Origin of the sequence: Nocardia terrae, assembly GCF_009760405.1 — a bacterium.
In the GTDB taxonomy this organism is placed as follows: domain Bacteria; phylum Actinomycetota; class Actinomycetes; order Mycobacteriales; family Mycobacteriaceae; genus Nocardia; species Nocardia terrae.
This window is the reverse complement of record NZ_WRPP01000001.1, coordinates 1,488,099-1,504,834: the sequence shown is the minus strand read 5'-3', so window position 1 is coordinate 1,504,834 and position 16,736 is coordinate 1,488,099. Positions and strand designations below refer to the sequence as shown.

Below are 16,736 nucleotides of genomic sequence, written 5' to 3'. Positions count from 1 at the left end.
ACAGTGGCGCTCGTGTTCGCCACGATGATCGGCGCACCGGCCGCCCGGGCCGAGAGTGCCGCGCGCATAGACCACATCGTCCGCGTCACCGATCGCTGGCTGCAGGTGTTCGTCCGCTCCCCCGCCATGGCGGGCACCGTGCAGGTCGATGTCCTGCTCCCGCGGCACCGCGACGCGCCACGACCGACCGTCTATCTCCTCGAAGGCATCGACTCCGCCCGCCCGGACCAGAACGACTGGACCTTCCAGGGCGGCGCGGTCGAATTCTTCGCCGACAAGAACGTGAACGTGGTGCTCCCGGTGGGCGGCGCGGGCAGCTACTACACCGATTGGCAGCGCGACGATCCCGTTCGCGGACACCAGAAGTGGGAGACCCTGCTCACCCGGGAACTGCCGCCGCTGCTGAACACCCGATTCGACGGCAACGGCCGCAACGCCGTCCTCGGCATCTCCATGGGCGCGCAGGCCGCCATGATGCTCGCCGAACGGTCGGGCGACCTCTACGCGGGCGTGGCCGCGCTGAGCGGATGCTTCAACACCTCCGACGCGATCGGCCAAGCCGAACTGCGCTACATCGTCGGCACCGACGGTTCGGACCCGGACGCCATGTGGGGACCGTCAACCGACTCCGACTGGGCCGCACACGATGTGCTCACCCACGCCGACCGCCTCACCGGCAAGTCCCTCTACCTCTACGCCGCGTCGGGCCTCCCCGGCGAGCACGAGAACGCGACGACCCCCGACCTCCCGGATGTCGTATTCGAGGGCGGCGCAATCGAATTCGGCACCCGCCTGTGCACCGACCTGCTGCGCGAAAACCTGCGGACCCTGGGCATCCCCGCCACCTACGACCTCACCCCGGCGGGCACCCACAGCTGGCCCTACTGGCGCGACCATCTCGCCACCGCCTGGCCGGTGCTCGCCGCCGCCTTGAGTCCTTGAGTCCTCGAGCCGAAGTCATCAGTACGTCATCGAGTCGAAATCGTCGGGGAGAAAGCGAGTTTCAGGGTGCGAGTGTTGTTCGTCGCCACCCCGCTGATCGGCCACGCCTTCCCGATGCTGCCGCTGGCCCTGCGGCTGCGGGCGGCCGGGCACGAGGTGGTGTTCGGGTCGGGGGACGAGGTGGTGACCGTGTTGGGTGAGCGGTTGCCGATGGTGACCGTCGCGGATCCGATGAGTGTGCGGGTTCCGATCCGGGCCTTGGCGTTGCATCCCATCGCCGCCCGCAATGCGATCGCCGGGTCGGCGGATCCGGCGGTCGCGGCACGGGTCTTCGAATCGGTGAACGATCGGATGGCTGCGCGGGTGTCGGCGCTGGTCGAGCGGTTCGCGCCGGACCTGATCGTGCACGAGCCCTTCGCGGCGGTCGCGGCCATCGCGGGCGATCGCCGGAAAATCCCTGCGGTGCTGCACAATATCGGCCTCGATCACGGTGAGCTGGTGTGCGCTCGGCTGCTCGAGCGGCTGGGCGCGCCGGGGGTGCGCGACGCCGCGGCCCTGAGCATCGCCCCGCCCAGCATCGTCTCGATTCCGGGCTGGCCCATGCGGTATGTGCCCTTCTCCACTCCGGGCCCGCCCATGCCCGAGTGGCTGACCGCTCCCGCCGACCGACCGCGAATCCTGGTCACGCGCAGCACCATGCTGGGTGACCGCGCGACCCCGTTCCTCACCTCGGTGCTGCGCGCGGCCCCCGAGGTGGACGCGGAGTTCGTCATCGTGCGGCCGGATCAGGGGGTCACCCGCCATCCGGCCCTGCCCGCCAATATCCGCACCGTCGGCTGGACCGTGCTGAGCGAGGCCCTGCGCACCTGCACCGCCATGATCAATCACGGTGGCGCGGGCTCGGTGTACGCCGCCCTCGGCGCCGGTCTCCCCCAGATTCTCACCCCCGACACCGGCGACCGCGGCTGGAACGCCCAGCTGATCGACGCCCGCGGCTGCGGCCTGGCGGTCCCGCCCCGCCGCATCGGCGCCGGCCACATCACGCGGCTGATCAACGACGCGAACCTGGCCGTCGCCGCCCGCGAGGTCGCCGCCGAGATGGCGGCCATGCCGAGCATCGATGACATTGCAACGAAGTTGGTGGCGCTCGCGGGGTAGGCTGCGCGGGTTCAATCGATGTTGAAGGAGAGTTCGTGGGTAAAAACAGCCGTCTCGCTTCGGGTTTCGGAGTGATGGCCGCAGGGGTGGCGTTGCTGGTGGGGGCGGCTACCGGGGTGGCCGGGGCGGAGCGGGCGCTCACGGCACAGGAACAGGTGTTCGTGAGCTACCTGCAGGCGCACGGTGAGCTACTGCAGGACCAGGATCAGCAGCTGGCGGCGATCGATGTCGGCAAGACCGATTGCACCGCGCTCGCGTCGGGCATCACCAAGGAGCAGCTGTCCGAACAGCTTCCGGGTGGGGCGGCCGAGAAGGAGGAGGCCCTGCTGTTCCTCGACGCGGCCACGGCCGCCGGGAGCCTGTGCGGCTGAGCCGGTGTCGTAGGAAGCTTGCGGGCGCTGCCGGATCGGGCGGCGCCCGCAGTTTTTTCACCGATGATCTCTCCTATCTGATTGCGTAACTTGTTAATTGCATACCTTGCGGAATTGTTCAGCAAACCTCGTACCGCGCCGGCCGGGCGGGCGTAGCGTCACCGCTCGCGAGAACCCGTCACGGCGCAGGAGAGGACATTCCATGGCGGACTTGGAAGTTGCACTCAAGGACATGATGATGCTGGACGGCGCGCTCGGTGCCGCCGTCGTCGACTATGGCAGCGGTATGCCGCTGGGCATGCTGGGCGGTACCAAGACTCTCGATATGGAGATCGCGGCCGCCGGCAATACCGAGGTGGTGCGGGCGAAATTGCGCACCATGGAGCAGCTCGGGCTCAACGAGGAGATCGAGGACATCCTCATCTCGCTCACCAACCAGTACCACCTGGTGCGCCCGCTGCGGGGGCGGCGCTCGCGAGGGCTGTTCCTGTATGTCGCGCTGGACCGGGCGCGCGGAAATCTGGCGCTGGCCCGGCATCGGCTCAAGGACATCGAGGAGAGCCTCGAGGTCTGAGGGCCGCGTTCGACATGATTCGGCTCGCGGTGTCGTATTCGCGGTAGCCCGTTCGTGTAGAGGATGAACCCGGCGATCCGGCCGGGCACATCCAAGGAGCGAACATGGGCAGGATCGTCGCGGTCGTCAACCTCACTCTCGACGGCGTCATGCAGGCGCCGGGCCGGGCCGACGAGGACACGCGGGGCGGATTCACCGGCGGCGGATGGGCGCATCGCTACGCCGATCCGGTGCAGGGGCGGGTCGTGGGCGCGCACATGGCCGCGCACGCGCACAGTGCCCTGCTGTTCGGTCGGCGCACCTATCAGGATTTCCACGGGTTCTGGCCGCACCAGACCGACAGCCCCTTCACCGAGGTGCTGGACAAGGCGGAGAAGTTCGTCGCCTCCCGCACCCTCACCGCGCCGCTGCCCTGGCAGAACTCGGTTCTGCTGGGCGGCGACGCGGTTTCGGCCGTGCGGACGCTGCGGGCGCACGGTTCGGAGGTGCTGGTCACCGACGGGCCGTACGCCGAGAGCAAGGAGCACATCGGCGGATTCACCGTGCTCGAGGCCGCCGATCTCGACGAGGCCCTGGACTGGGGCAAGCGAATGGCGGTCGTCATCGGCCTGCCCATCGAGGTCCGGCCGATACAGGACCGCTGAGATGGCCTCGGGCGCTGTCGATGTGGCGGCCGTCGAAGCGGTCTTCACCGCGCACTACGGTCGTGCCGTGGCCAGCCTGATCCGCGACGCCCGCATCCCCTACCGGGTTCCCGCCGACGCCGATCTGCCCGAGCGCCTGGACGCCGTGCCGGCGGGTCATCTACCTGATCTTCACCGAGGGCTACACCGCCACCGCGGGAGACCGACTGACCCGGACGGAGCTGTGCGCCGAGGCGATCCGCCCGGGCCCGGGTGCTCGCCGAACTCATGCCCGACGAGCCCGAGGCCGAGGGCCTGCTCGCGCTGCTGATCCTCACCGAATCACGCCGCGCCGCACGCACTTCCGCGGATGGCGAGCTGATCCCGCTCCCCGTTCGGGACCGCACCCGCTGGGACGCGGCGCTGATCGCCGAGGGCCACGCCCTGGTCCGCGAGTGCCTACGCCGAAATCACCCCGGCCCCTACCAGATCCAGGCCGCCATTCAGGCCGTCCACACCGATGCCCGCACCGCAGCCGCCACCGACTGGCCCCAGATCCTCGCCCTCTACGACCAGCTCGCGGCTCTGACCCCCAACCCGATGGTGCTGCTCAACCGCGCGGTGGCCCTGGCCGAAGTCTCCGGCCCCGCAACAGCTCTCGCAGAATTGGTGACCCTCCCACTGGAGGACCACCATCTGTTCCACGCCATCCGTGCCGATCTGCTCCGCCGCCTGGGCCGCGAGGCCGAGGCGGCCGCGGCCTACGAGCGGGCCATCGCCCTCACTACGAATGGCCCGGAACGGGAGTTCCTGCGCGCTCGCGCCGAGTCGCTGGGAGAGTCGAGCCTCGGCCGGGGCCGGTGACCTCGATCGTCGCGGCCGCGGCGACCAGGAACGGGACGGCGTAGGACAGCATGGAGCCGATGCCGACCGAGGTCGCCATGGCGAGGGCGAAGGTGGTCAGTACCAATGTCATTGCCGCCGCGACGTAGTGGGTCCGGAATCCGACGATCATGCCGAGACCCAGCGTGAGTTCGGCGACGGTGGCGGCAGCCGCGGCGACGGCCGCCGAGGCAGCCAGCGCGATCATCGGCGGGGCGGGTACGTCCTATCTCAGTGGGCCGGCGCAGTCCACGGGTGTCATGCGTATCGAGTGATTCGGTTCGGTGATCTCGGACAGCGAATCCCGTTTGGTTGCTACGCTTTCAAGGTCGCGGCGATTTCGCAGTCATCAGCACTCACTTGATCGGTACCCGTGCTCTGCCATGCCTGCAGAACACCGAGGGGAGAACGCTCATGCCGTTGCCAACCGAACCCATCGGAAGCATTCCGCGACCCGCACAGCTGCTGAACGGTATTCAGGAACACGCCGCCGGGCGCATCGACGACGATGCCCTCGCCGAGCTCTACGACACCGCGGTGCGCGAGACCATCGGGCAGCTGGAGTCGCTCGGGTCACCCGTCGTCACCGACGGTGAGCAGAGCAAACCGAGTTTCGCGACCTACCCGCTCGCCGGCGCGACGAATCTGAGTCCAGAGGGCGTGGTGATTCCCTTCGCGGACGGCCACATTCGGCAGCTGCCGACGCTCACGGCGGGGCCGTTCCGCTACGGCGCCTTCGCCGAGTCCTATCTCGCCGCCGCCCAGAAGTACGCGACGGTGCCGGTCAAACAGGCGGTCATCGCGGCGTCGGCGCTGAGCCTGCTCTATCCCGCCGACGGAATCGCCGGATACTCACGCGAGCAGTTCCTCTCCGACCTGGTCGACAACGCGGAGGCCGATATCCGCCGCGCGCTCGACGCGGGCGCGCATTCGGTCCAGCTCGACTTCACCGAGGGCCGCCTGTCCCTCAAGCTCGATCCGTCCGGCGGCGTGCTGGATTCGTTCGTCGAGTTGAACAACCGTGTGCTGGACCGCTTCTCCCCGCAGGAGCGCCGGCGCATCGGCATCCATACCTGCCCCGGCGGCGACCAGGACTCGACCCACAGTCTCGACATCGACTACGCGGACTTGCTTCCGAAGCTGTTCACCATGCACGCCGGCACCTTCTACGTACAGCTGGCCAGCGAATCCGACCCCGACCGCGTGCTTCGCCTGATCGCCGACCACTTGCCTTCGGACGCACGCGTTTTCATCGGTGTCATCGACCCGATCGACCCCGTCGTGGAGACCCCCGAGCAGGTCCGCGACCGCATCCTCACCGCGGCCCGCCATATCCCCGTCGACCGCCTCGGCACCTGCGACGACTGCGGCTTCTCTCCTTTCGGCGACGACGTCTCCACCTCCCGTGACACCGCCTTCGCCAAGATCCGGGCGCGCGTCGAAGGCACCGCCGCCGCCTCCACCCAGCTCGGCCTCTAGCGCCGACCTGGAATCCCGCCCCGCCGAGCTCAGCGGTCGGTGAGGCGGGATTTCAGGAAGGGGGCGAGGTGGCGGGCATTGTCGGGGTTGAGCATGCCCGTGTGCCATTCGTCGGTGGAGATCTGGTCGATGCGGCCGGTGATGTAGGGACGCCAGGTGTCGGCGAGGCGGGAGCGGCCGGATTCGCGGGCGGCGGTGAAGAGCAGGGCGTCACCGGTGAAGCGGCCGGGCCGGTACGGCAGCGGGTGGGAGAAGCTCTCGAGGACCCGCTGAACCTGTTGGGGCGTGAGCATTCCGGTGCCACCGATGCGGTCGGCGAGCAGAGCGTAGAACTCGTCGAGATCGTCGATCTCGGGGATCTCGTCCAGGTTCAGGGCGTCCTGCCAGCCGCCCAGGATGCGGGCGACCGAGGCCGCGACGTCCTGTTGCGTCGGTTCGCGGGTCTCGTGGACGACGTTCTCCGGAATGGCGTCGACCAAGGCCAGCAGACCGACCGAGTGGCCGAGTTCCTGTAGCCGCACGGCCATGGCGTGGGCGATCTGGCCGCCCAGCGACCAGCCCAGCAGGTTGTAGGTGGCGCCGGGGAAGCGGTCGAGGATTTCGCGGACGTAGCGATCCGCGTAGGCCGCAACGGATTCCGATCGGGGCTCGTCGGCGACGATGTAGGGATCCTGGAGCCCGTAGACGGGCCGGTCGGGATCCAGTTGTGCCACCAGCGAGCCGTAGACCCAGGCGAGGCCACCGCCGGGATGGACGCAGATCAGCGGAGGCCGGGTGCCCGAGGACCGCAAGGGGGTCAGCACACCCAGTGAGATGTCCAGGTGCTGTGACCCGTTCTCCAGGGTGCGGGCGAGCGCGGCCGGGGTGGCGTCGGAGAACAGCTGCCCGAATTGCAGCCGGCCGCCACCGCGAGCGCGCACCAGCGAGACGACCTGCACCGCGGTGAGCGAAGTGCCGCCGAGGGCGAAGAAATCGTCGTCGGCGCCGACCTTTTCGACGCCGAGCACTTCGGCGAACACGTCGGCGACGAGTTGTTCGAGTCGGGTGCCCGGGGATCGGAACCGCCGGGGCGCGGACTCGGCCGCCGGCAGTGCGCGGCGATCGATCTTCCCGGTGGGGGTCAAAGGCAGTTCGTCGAGGACCATCACCACGTCGGGCACCATGTATCCCGGGAGGCGTTCGGCCACCGACCGGCGAATGTGCGCCGGGTCGACCACCGAACCCGCCTCGGGTACGACGTAGCTCACCAATCGGGTTGCGGTCCCGGAGCTTTCGCCCTCGTCCGCGACGACCGCCACCGCCTCCGCGATGCCCGCCGTCGCGGTCAAGGCCGCCTCGACCTCGCCGAGTTCGAGGCGTTGTCCGCGCACCTTCACCTGGAAGTCGGAGCGGCCCACGAACATCAGGGCACCCGAGCCGGAAGCCGACTCCGTCCACCGCACCAGGTCGCCCGTGCGATAGAGCCGCTCCCCCGGCGCGCCAACGGGATTCGCCACGAAGCGCGCTGCCGTCAGCCCCGCTCGATCCCGGTATCCCCGCGCCAGACCCGCACCGGAGAGATACAGCTCGCCGACCACACCCACCGGCACCGGCCGCAACCACGCATCCAGCACCAGCACACCGATACCGTCGATGCCGGTGCCGAGTTCGAGCGGATCCCCATCGCAGAGTTCGCGACTGATCATCGTGATGATCGTGGTCTCGGTCGGACCATACGTATTGAAGAAGCGGCGCTCGTTTCGCGCGTCGGTGCGCGACCAGCGCGTCACCAGGCGCGGTGAGTAGCCTTCGCCACCCACGGTCAGCACGCGCAGGTCGTCGAGCCCTTCGGGATCGAGTGAGGCCACCACCGACGGGGTCAGGAAGGCGTGGCTGATGCGCTGTTCCCGCAGCAGCGCGGTCAGCGCCGGACCACCGTAGGCATCGGCCGGGGCGAGAACCAGGGCCGCACCGACTGGGACCGCGAGCAGAAGCTCGAGCATCGACGCATCGAAAACGCGTGCGGCTACGCCCAATACCCGGGCTTCCGCGGTGACCGCGTAGTCGCGCTGCTGAGCCGCGGCGACCGCCGCCAATCCGGCGTGGGTGACCGTGACTCCCTTGGGCACTCCCGTCGAACCGGAGGTGTAGACGACATACGCCACACCGAGCGGGCGCACAGCTGCCCTCTCGACCTTCCCTGTGTATCCGAGGGATTTGTCGCTCTGAGAGTCGAGCAGCAGCCAGGACATGCCGTCCCGCGGCAGCGCCTCGGCGTAGCGCTCGACCGTAATACCCAGCAGCACACCGGAATCGATACACATGAACTGGTTGCGATCGAGCGGATGCGCCGGATCCAGGGACAGGAATCCGGCTCCGGTCTTGGTGATCGCCCAGACCGCGAGCACCCATTCCAGTGTGCGAGGCAGCGCGATCGCGACCACCGTTTCCGGCCTCGCGCCCTGCTCGATCAGCCGGTGCGCCAGCCGGTTCGAGCGTTCGTCGAGTTCGCGGTAGGAGATCCGGCGCGCACCGTCGATGACCGCGTCACCGTCCGGATTCGCGGCCACCGCGGCGGCCAGCAAGTCCGGCAGTGTGACAACCGCGGCGGGCTCGACGCGGTCGACCCGGCCCCATTCGCGCAGGACCCGCTCGCGTTCCCGCGCGGACAGCACATCGATGTCGCGCACCGGAATCGACGGGTTCTCGGCGACGGCGGCCAGCACGCGGCCCAGCCTTTGGGACAGCCGCGCGATGGTGGCGGCGTCGAAAAGGTCGGTGGCGTAGCTCATTCCGACCGGAATCGCGCCTCGTTCATCGGGTGTGTCGGTGAGGGTCAGGGTCAGGTCGAAACGTTCGACCCCGATATCGGCGCCGGAGGTGGACACCGCGACCCCGGGCAGCTCGACGTGCACCTCGTCGAGATTGTGGAACCCGAGCATGACCTGGAACAGCGGATGATGCGCCTGGCTGCGCGGCGGATCCAACGCCTCCACCACCTGCTCGAACGGAATCTCCGCCCGCGCGAACGCATCCAGATCCACCGCCCGCACCCCAGCCAGGAAGTCGGCGAACGACACCGACTCGTCCACCCGGGTCCGCAACACGACCGTGTTGACGAACATGCCCACCAGATCGTCCAGCAGCGCCGACCCGCGGCCCGAAACCGGTGTGCCGACCGCGATATCCGAGCTGCCGGACAGCCTCGACAGCAGCAGGGCCAGCGCGGCGTGGAAGACCATGAACATGGTCACCCCGGACGACTGCGCCACCCGTTGCAGCCCGGATACCACCGCCGGTTCCACGGTGAATCCATAGGTCGCGCCGCGATGCGAGGCCACGGCCGGTCGGGGTCGATCGGTCGGCAGTTCCAGCACCTCGGGCAGGCCGGCGAGCTGATCGCGCCAGTACCCCAGTTGCCGGGCCGGCAGCGATTCCGGCTCATCGGCCGAGCCGAGCAGTTCCCGCTGCCAGAGGGCGTAATCGGCGTACTGCACCGGCAGCGGCGTCCATTGCGGTTGCCGCCCGGCGCTTCTGGCCGCGTACGCCGCCGCCAGATCGCGGGCGAGCGGCGCCAGCGAGAATCCGTCGGCATTGATGTGGTGCACGACCATCACCAGGACGTACTCGTCGGGGCCGGTGGAGAGCAGCCGCACCCGCAGCGGAATCCGCTCGGCCACATCGAATCCCGTCGAGACCACGTCGGCCACGGCGTCGGCGGTCTTCGGTTCGTCCACCACCCGGGGCGCCAGATCGCTGTCCAGCGTCGCCGCCAGCTCGGCGACCGGCACCACCACCTGGTAGGGCACGCCGTCCACATCCGGGTATCGGGTGCGCAGGACCTCGTGGCGGGCCAGCACGTCCAGGATCGCCGCCGCGAGCGCCTCGGCGTCCAGCGTGCCCGACAACCGCAGTACCAGCGGGATGCTGTAGGACACCGACTCCGGGGCGAACCGGTTCACGAACCACATGCGCTGCTGCGCGAACGACAGCGGCACGCGTTCCGGACGCGCCTTCGGCTCCAACCGCGGTCCGGTCGATGCCGCGTCGGCGCCCCGCGCGTCGAGCACGCCCGCCAGCTCCGCGACGGCCGAGGCTTCGAACACGTCCCGCACGGCGACCGGCACGCCGACCGCGTCCGCCAGTCGCGCCGACAATCGGGTGGCCGACAACGAGTTTCCGCCGACGGCGAAGAAGTCGTCGTCGGCGCCGACCCGCTCGAGCCCGAGGACGTCGGCGAAGACCCGCGCCACGATCCGCTCGGTCGGGGTGGCCGGTTCCCGGAAATCCTCGCCGCTGAACACGGGTTCCGGCAGGGCTTTCCGATCGATCTTGCCGCTGCTGTTCAACGGCAGCGCATCGAGCACGAGAATCGCGTCGGGCACCATGAACCTGGGCAGCCGCTCTCCGACGGCGCGCTTGACCTCCACCGGATCCAGTGCGGAACCGACGACGTAGCCCACCAGTCGCGCACCGGCGGAACCGTTTTCACCTGTGCGATGCAGAACCACCGCCTGGCCGACGCCGTCGACCTCGCACAGGGCCGCTTCGACTTCGCCGAGTTCCAGTCGCTGCCCGCGCACCTTGACCTGGAAGTCGGACCGGCCCATATACACCAGTAGCGGTGTGCCCGAACCGGATTCGCCGGTCACCCAGCGCACCAGATCACCGGTCCGGTAGAGCCGCTGCCCGGGCGTGCCGAAGGGATCGGCCACGAACCGGCTCGCGGTCAATCCGGCGCGCCCCCGATAGCCGCGCGCCACACCGGGTCCGGCCACATACAGCTCGCCCACCACGCCCTCGGGCACCGGCCGCAGCCACGCGTCCAGCACCGTCAGGTGCAGCCCCGCGATTCCGGACCCGAGCGTAATGGGTTCGCCCGCCCGCAGTTCCGGGCTGACCGAGGTGATGATCGTGGCCTCGGTCGGCCCGTAGGAATTGAAGAACCGGCGCGCGCCCGCGGCATCGGTGCGCGACCAGCGCGCGACCAGCTGCGGCGCGAAATGTTCACCGCCGACCCACATCACCCGCAGATCGTCGAGCCCCGCGGGGTCCAGGGACGCCGCCACCGAGGGCGTCAGCCACGCGTGGGTGATGCGCTGCTCGCGCAGGAGCTCGGTGAGCACGCTGCCGCCGTACACGTCATCGGGGGTGATCACCAGCACCGCGCCCGCCGAGACGGCGAGCAGCAGTTCGAGCATCGCGACGTCGAATGTCCGTGCGCCGACGCCCAGGACGCGCGATTCGGCCTCGACCGCGTAGGCGCGGCGGTGTGCGGCGGCCAGCGTGGCGAGACCCGCGTGACTGACCGCGACGCCCTTGGGACGGCCCGTCGAGCCGGAGGTGTAGATCACGTAGGCGATATTGTCGCGCCGCACCGGCCGACTGCGTTCCGCCTCGGTCACCGCACCGGCCGGGCATCGATCGATCGCGGCCATCGGCTCCGCGTCGTCGAGGACCAGCCATCGCACGTCGTCTCCGGGCAGCGTCGCGCGCCGGCGGGCGACCGTGATCCCCACGCGCACCGCGGAGTCGGCGCACACGAACCGGTTGCGGTCGAGCGGGTGCGCGGGATCGACGGTCAGGAACGCGGCGCCGGTCTTGGTGATGGCCCACACGGCCAGCACCCACTCGAGCGACCGCGACAACCCGATGGCCACGACTGCTTCGGGCCCCGCCCCCTGCTCGATGAGGTAGCGCGCCAGTCGATTCGAGCGCTCGTCGAGCTCCCGGTAGGTGATCCGGCGGTCGCCCTCCACGACGGCTTCCCCGTCCGGGCGCATGGCCGCCGCCGTGGCCAGCAGGATCGGCAGCGGCGCGCCGAGTTCGGAGCCGTCGAGCAGATCGGCCGAATCGTTGCGTCCCCAATCCGCCAGCAGCGCGGCGCTTTCCGCGGCGGGGAGAATCGCGACCTCCCGCATCGTCAGGTCCGGGGCCCCGGAGAGGGACGCCAGCACGACCCGCAGCCGCTCGGCCAGTGCCGCGACCGTTCGGGCGGCGACCAGATCCGGCTGGTACTGCAGCCGGATACGGAGCGTGTCCTGCTGGATCACGGTGCAGGACAAGGGGTAATGGGTGGAGTCGGCGCCGGTCACGCCGGTCAGTTCGAGGCTGCCGTGGCCGCTGACGCGCTGGATGTTGCGCACGTCGACGGGATAGGACTCGAGCACCATGGCGGTGTCGAACAGGGTGTCGTTGCCGGTGAGCGCCTGGATGTCGGTCAAGCCGAGGTGGTGATGGTCGAGCAGGGCGGCCTGCTCGGCGTGCAGGCGCGTCCACAGTCCGCCCACGGTTTCGGCGGGGTCGAGCCGGACTCGGGTGGGAATCGTGTTGATGAACAACCCGATCGTGCGGTCGGCCCCGGGGACCTCGGCGGGCCGCCCGGAGACCGTGGTGCCGAACACGACGTCGGTGCGGCCGGTCAGCTGCGCCACGATCATCGCCCAGGCCGACTGCAGCACCGTGTTCAGCGTGACGCCGGCGGCGGCCGCCGTGGCGAGCAGGTCCCGGGTTCCCGCCTCGTCGATCACCAGCGAGTGGTCCACCACCGCGGCGGCGGCGGTCGCGGCGGGATCGGCGATCAGGGTCGGTTCGACGCCGGACAGTGCGTCGGACCAGGCCGTGCGCGCCGCGTCGCGATCGCGGGTCGCCGACCACGCCAGGAAGTCCCGGTACGAATCCACCGCCACACCGGTGTCGAGGCCGTCGGCGTAGCGGGTGAACAGGTCGGTGACCAGCAGCGGCCAGGACCAGCCGTCGAGGATGACGTGGTGGTCGGTGAGGATCAGCGCCCACCGGTCGGCGGCCAGCTCGGCGAGGGTGAAGCGCAGCAGCGGGGCGGCGGTGAGGTCGAACCGTTCGGCCTTGTCGGCCGCGGCCAGCTCCGCCACGGCCGACTCCGCGTCGGGTCGGTCGGTCAGATCGACTACACGCCAGGGCACTTCGAGGTTCTCGCAGACGACAGCGACGCTGACGCCGCCGCCGGTGGTCGTGAACGCGGTGCGCAGACCGGCGTTCCGCTCCACCAGCGCCGTCGCGGCGGCCCGCAATCGCTCCGGATCCAGCGGGCCGGACATCCGCAGAACCACCTGCGCGGCATACACATCGATGCCGTCGGCGCTGTCGGCGAGGTGGGCGTGGAACAGCAGTCCGGCCTGCAGCGGGGTCACCGGCCAGACGTCCGACAGCGACGGGTAGGCACGGTCGAGCGCCGCGACCTCCGGCCGGGTCAGCGTCACCAGCTCGAAATCCGAGGGTGAATGTCCGCCCGCGCCGGGGGTTTCGGCGAGCGCGGCGAGTGCGGTCACCGCGTCGGTCCACAAGCCCGCCACTTCCTCGACGTCCGCGGCGGCGAGCAGGGTGCGCGGGTAGCGGAAGGTGGCGTGCATGCGGTCGTCGGTCACCAGGGCGCTGACGTCCAAGGCCACCGTCACCGGCATCTCGGGGTCGACGGGAACCGCCAATTCGCCCAGCCCACCGTCGATTCCGCCGGTGCCCGCGACCCGGCCCAGGTAGTTGAAGCCGATCCGGCCCGGCATGCGGTCCGGCAGGGCCGCGGCGGTCTCCGGATCGAGGTAGCGCAGCATGCCGTAGCCGAGACCCTTGTCGGGGATCGAGCGCAAAGTCTCCTTGACCGTGAACACCGCCGCCGCCAGCGCCCGCGCACCGAGGTCATCGGAATCGAGTCCGCTCAGGTCGAATCGGACCGGGAACATCGAAGTGAACCACCCGACGGTGCGCGACAGATCCGCGCCGGGCACCGCCTGTTCCTCGCGTCCGTGGCCCTCCAGGCGGATCAGCACCGAGTCGCCGTCGAGGCCGCGCCGGGACCGCCAGATCCGCACGGCCACGGCCAGACCGGCCAGCAGGCCGTCGTTCACCCCGCCGTGGAACGCCGCCGGGACACTGGTGACCAAGGCGCGGGTCACCGTCTCGGGCAGGTCGACCCGGACCTGGTCGAGGGTGGCGGCGGTATCGATCGCCGGGTCCAGTTCGCGGCCGCCGAGGACCGGATCGGTACCGGCGGCCATCGACTGCCACAGCGGCAGCTCTGCCCTGCGGTCCGGTTCGGCGGCCGCGGCGACGAGTCCGTGTGCCCAGCGGCGCATCGAGGTCCCGACCGGGGCGAGGACCGGGGCGGATCCCGCCGCGAGCCGGTCGAGCGCCGACAGCAGATCGGGCACCAGGATCCGCCAGGACACGCCGTCGATGACCAGGTGGTGCGCGACCAGCAGCAGCCAGCCCGGCTGTCCGCCTTCGGGTTCGAGCAGGACGCACTGGATCATCGTGCCGCCCTGCGGATTCAGGCGGCCCAGTGCCGAATCGAGTTCGGCCGACGCGATATCGGCGACGGCGCGCAGTCCGGCCACACTGTCGGGATCGGCGTCGATCGCGCGCCGGTGCAGCACGTCGGCGACCTCGACGCCGCCGGGCGGGGCCACCACGATCGACCATTCCCCGGGCTCGTCGCGGTGCAGCCGGGAGCGCAGCATGTCGTGGTGGTCCAGGACGGTGCGCAGCGCCGCCGCCGTGCGCTCGGCATCGACGCCCGCGGGCAGGCGCAACACCACGTGCTGGTCGAAGCGCTGGAATCCCTTGCCCCACTCCACCATCCACCGCGCCACCGGCAGCAGCGGGAACTCGCCGACCCCTCCGCCGGGCAGCTCCGCGAGCTCGGCCGTCGTACCGTCGGCGAGCCGCGCACGGGCCGCCAGCCGGGCCGGGGTGCGCTGTTCGAACACATCGCGGGGACCGAAGACCACGCCCTGGGCTCGCGCCTTGGTCACCAGCTGGATCGAAACGATGGAATCGCCGCCGAGCGCGAAGAAGTCGTCGTCCGTGCCGACGCGCTCCAGTCCGAGGACCTCCGCGAACACGCCCGCGAGGATCTTCTCGACCGGCGTCGACGGTGCCCGGAACTCGTGCCGCGGGAAGACCGGTTCCGGGAGCGCACGGCGATCGATCTTGCCGGTCGCGGTCAACGGCAGCTCGTCGAGCACCATCACCACGTCGGGCACCATGTAGGCGGGCAGCCGTTCGCCGACGAACTGCCGGACCTGGTCCGCGTCCACCGAATGGCCCTCGGCCACGGATACATAGCCGACCAGCCGACCGGCGGTGCCCGACTCCGGCGCGTGCACGACCACGACGGCCTGCTCGATTCCCGCCGGCTCGCACAGGGCGGCCTCGATCTCGCCCAGTTCCAGCCGCTGACCGCGCACCTTGACCTGGAAGTCGGAGCGCCCCACGAATTCCACCGTGCTCGAGCCGGATTCGTCCACACTCACCCGCACCAGGTCACCGGTGCGATACAGCCGCTCCCCGGCGGCCCCGAAGGGATCGGCGACGAACCGTTCCGCCGTCAGGCCCGCCCGGCCCCGATACCCGCGCGCCACACCGGGACCGGCGACATAGAGTTCGCCGACCACGCCGACGGGCACGGGCCGCAGCCACGGATCCAGCACCGCCACCGCCATACCCGCGATCGGAGCGCCGATCCCGATCGGCTGCTCCGGTCGCAGCCGCGCCCCGGTCACCCAGATGGTCGCCTCGGCCGGACCGTACAGATTGTGCACGCGACGCTGCCCGGCGAGGTCGGTGCCCGCCCACCGCGAAACCAGCTGTGGCCCACAGCGATCGCCGCCGGTGAGCACCACCCGCAGCTCGTCGAGCCCCGCGCTGTCGAGGGACATGGCCACGGCCGGAGTCAGGAAGGCGTGGCTCACCCGCTGGTCCCGCAACAGGTCCCGCAGCGGTTGCCCGCCATAGACATCCGGCGGAGCGACCACCAGTGCGGCGCATCCGGACGCCGCCAGCAGCAGTTCCAGAATCGCCGCGTCGAAGCCGCGCGCGGCGACCGAGAGCACCCGGGAGCGCGGATCGACCGCGCAGCGCCGGACGTGGTCGACCACCAGCGCCGCCAGGCCGAGGTGCGAAACCTCCACGCCCTTCGGCTGTCCGGTCGAACCGGAGGTGTACACCACGTAGGCCAGGTGCGCGGGATGCGGGCGGGCACGCCGCTCCGAATCCGTCACGGCCGTCGCGGCAAGAGCGGCCGCCTCCGGCTCATCGAGCCGAACCGTCTCCATCCCGGCCACCTCGAGCCCGAGATCGTCGCGGGTCAGCAGCCAGCCCGCACCGGAGTCGGTGCACACGAAGCGGTTCCGCTCGTGCGGATGCGCCGGATCGACCGAGACGAACGCCGCCCCGGTCTTGGCGACCGCCCACACCGCCAGCACCCAGTCCGCCGACCGGGGCAGCCCGATCGCCACGACCGATTCGGGGCCGACGCCGCGTCCGATCAGCAAGCGCGCCAGTCGATTCGAGCGCCGATCGAGTTCGCGGTAGGTGATCGGACAATCCCCGTCGATAACCGCGTCCCCGTCCGGATTGGCGGCCACCGCCGACTTCAGCACATCGGCCAGCAATACTGTGCCGAGTGCGTCGCCGGACGTCTCCCCCGCCAACCCATCGGAATGGATTCCGGCCATGAGCACGCCTGAATGACGGGCGGAAGGTGCGGACTCATCCTGTCCGATCATCCGCACCTGCGCGGTGGGGTCGTGCGCGATTTCCAGCAGCAGGTGTAGCAGTTGCTCGCCGAGGGTCGCGATGGTCGCCGCGTCGAACAGGTCGGCCCGGTATTGCAGGCGGATGCCCAGGGTGTCGCGCAGCATCGCGGTGCAGGACAGCGGGTAGTGGGTGGCGTCGGCGGCGTCGACCCGGGTG

At 70.2% G+C, this 16,736-nt stretch carries 8 protein-coding genes and 1 pseudogene (1 of these 9 only partly in view); 7 read left to right on the top strand and 2 right to left on the bottom strand.

What is annotated here, in order from left to right; translation table 11 throughout:
- Positions 1-3: 3 nt before the first annotated feature.
- From GPX89_RS06895 to GPX89_RS06870, 6 genes and pseudogenes are all read left to right on the top strand, one after another.
- Positions 4-942 carry an alpha/beta hydrolase gene (locus tag GPX89_RS06895; RefSeq protein ID WP_328601578.1) on the top strand — a complete coding sequence of 313 codons (939 nt, stop codon included), beginning with the start codon at positions 4-6 and terminating at the stop codon, positions 940-942.
- 66 nt (positions 943-1,008) lie between these two features.
- Positions 1,009-2,100 carry a glycosyltransferase gene (locus GPX89_RS06890; RefSeq protein ID WP_157355786.1) on the top strand — a complete coding sequence of 364 codons (1,092 nt, stop codon included), beginning with the start codon at positions 1,009-1,011 and terminating at the stop codon, positions 2,098-2,100.
- A 35-nt stretch (positions 2,101-2,135) separates the two neighbouring features.
- A complete protein-coding gene (locus tag GPX89_RS06885) occupies positions 2,136-2,471 on the top strand; it encodes a DUF732 domain-containing protein (protein WP_157355785.1) in 336 nt (111 codons plus the stop codon).
- Positions 2,472-2,673: 202 nt separating this feature from the next.
- Entirely contained in the window at positions 2,674-3,045 is a 372-nt protein-coding gene (locus GPX89_RS06880; RefSeq protein ID WP_157355784.1) for a hypothetical protein, read from the top strand.
- Between the two features lie 104 nt (positions 3,046-3,149).
- The gene (locus GPX89_RS06875) at positions 3,150-3,689 is read left to right on the top strand and encodes a YciI family protein (RefSeq protein WP_157355783.1); all 540 of its coding nucleotides are present in this window, start codon (positions 3,150-3,152) and stop codon (positions 3,687-3,689) included.
- A 79-nt stretch (positions 3,690-3,768) separates the two neighbouring features.
- Positions 3,769-4,532 (top strand): annotated as a pseudogene (locus GPX89_RS06870) (RNA polymerase sigma factor); the annotation flags it as partial.
- Here the strand turns inward: GPX89_RS06870 and GPX89_RS06865 are convergent.
- The gene (locus GPX89_RS06865; RefSeq protein WP_157355781.1) at positions 4,453-4,758 is read right to left on the bottom strand and encodes a hypothetical protein; all 306 of its coding nucleotides are present in this window, start codon (positions 4,756-4,758) and stop codon (positions 4,453-4,455) included. The pseudogene GPX89_RS06870 and the gene GPX89_RS06865 sit on opposite strands and share 80 nt — an antisense overlap.
- Before the next feature lie 206 nt (positions 4,759-4,964).
- Between GPX89_RS06865 and GPX89_RS06860 the strand changes: the two genes are divergently transcribed.
- On the top strand, positions 4,965-6,029 hold the full coding sequence (locus GPX89_RS06860) for a cobalamin-independent methionine synthase II family protein (RefSeq protein ID WP_157355780.1): 1,065 nt from the start codon (positions 4,965-4,967) through the stop codon (positions 6,027-6,029).
- 29 nt (positions 6,030-6,058) lie between these two features.
- Here GPX89_RS06860 and GPX89_RS06855 read toward each other — a convergent pair whose 3' ends face one another.
- Positions 6,059-16,736: the end of a non-ribosomal peptide synthase/polyketide synthase gene (locus GPX89_RS06855; RefSeq protein WP_198347282.1), read on the bottom strand. The gene runs 17,807 nt beyond the window's last position; the window shows 10,678 of its 28,485 coding nt (coding positions 17,808-28,485); its start codon lies beyond the right edge, outside the window; its stop codon occupies positions 6,059-6,061.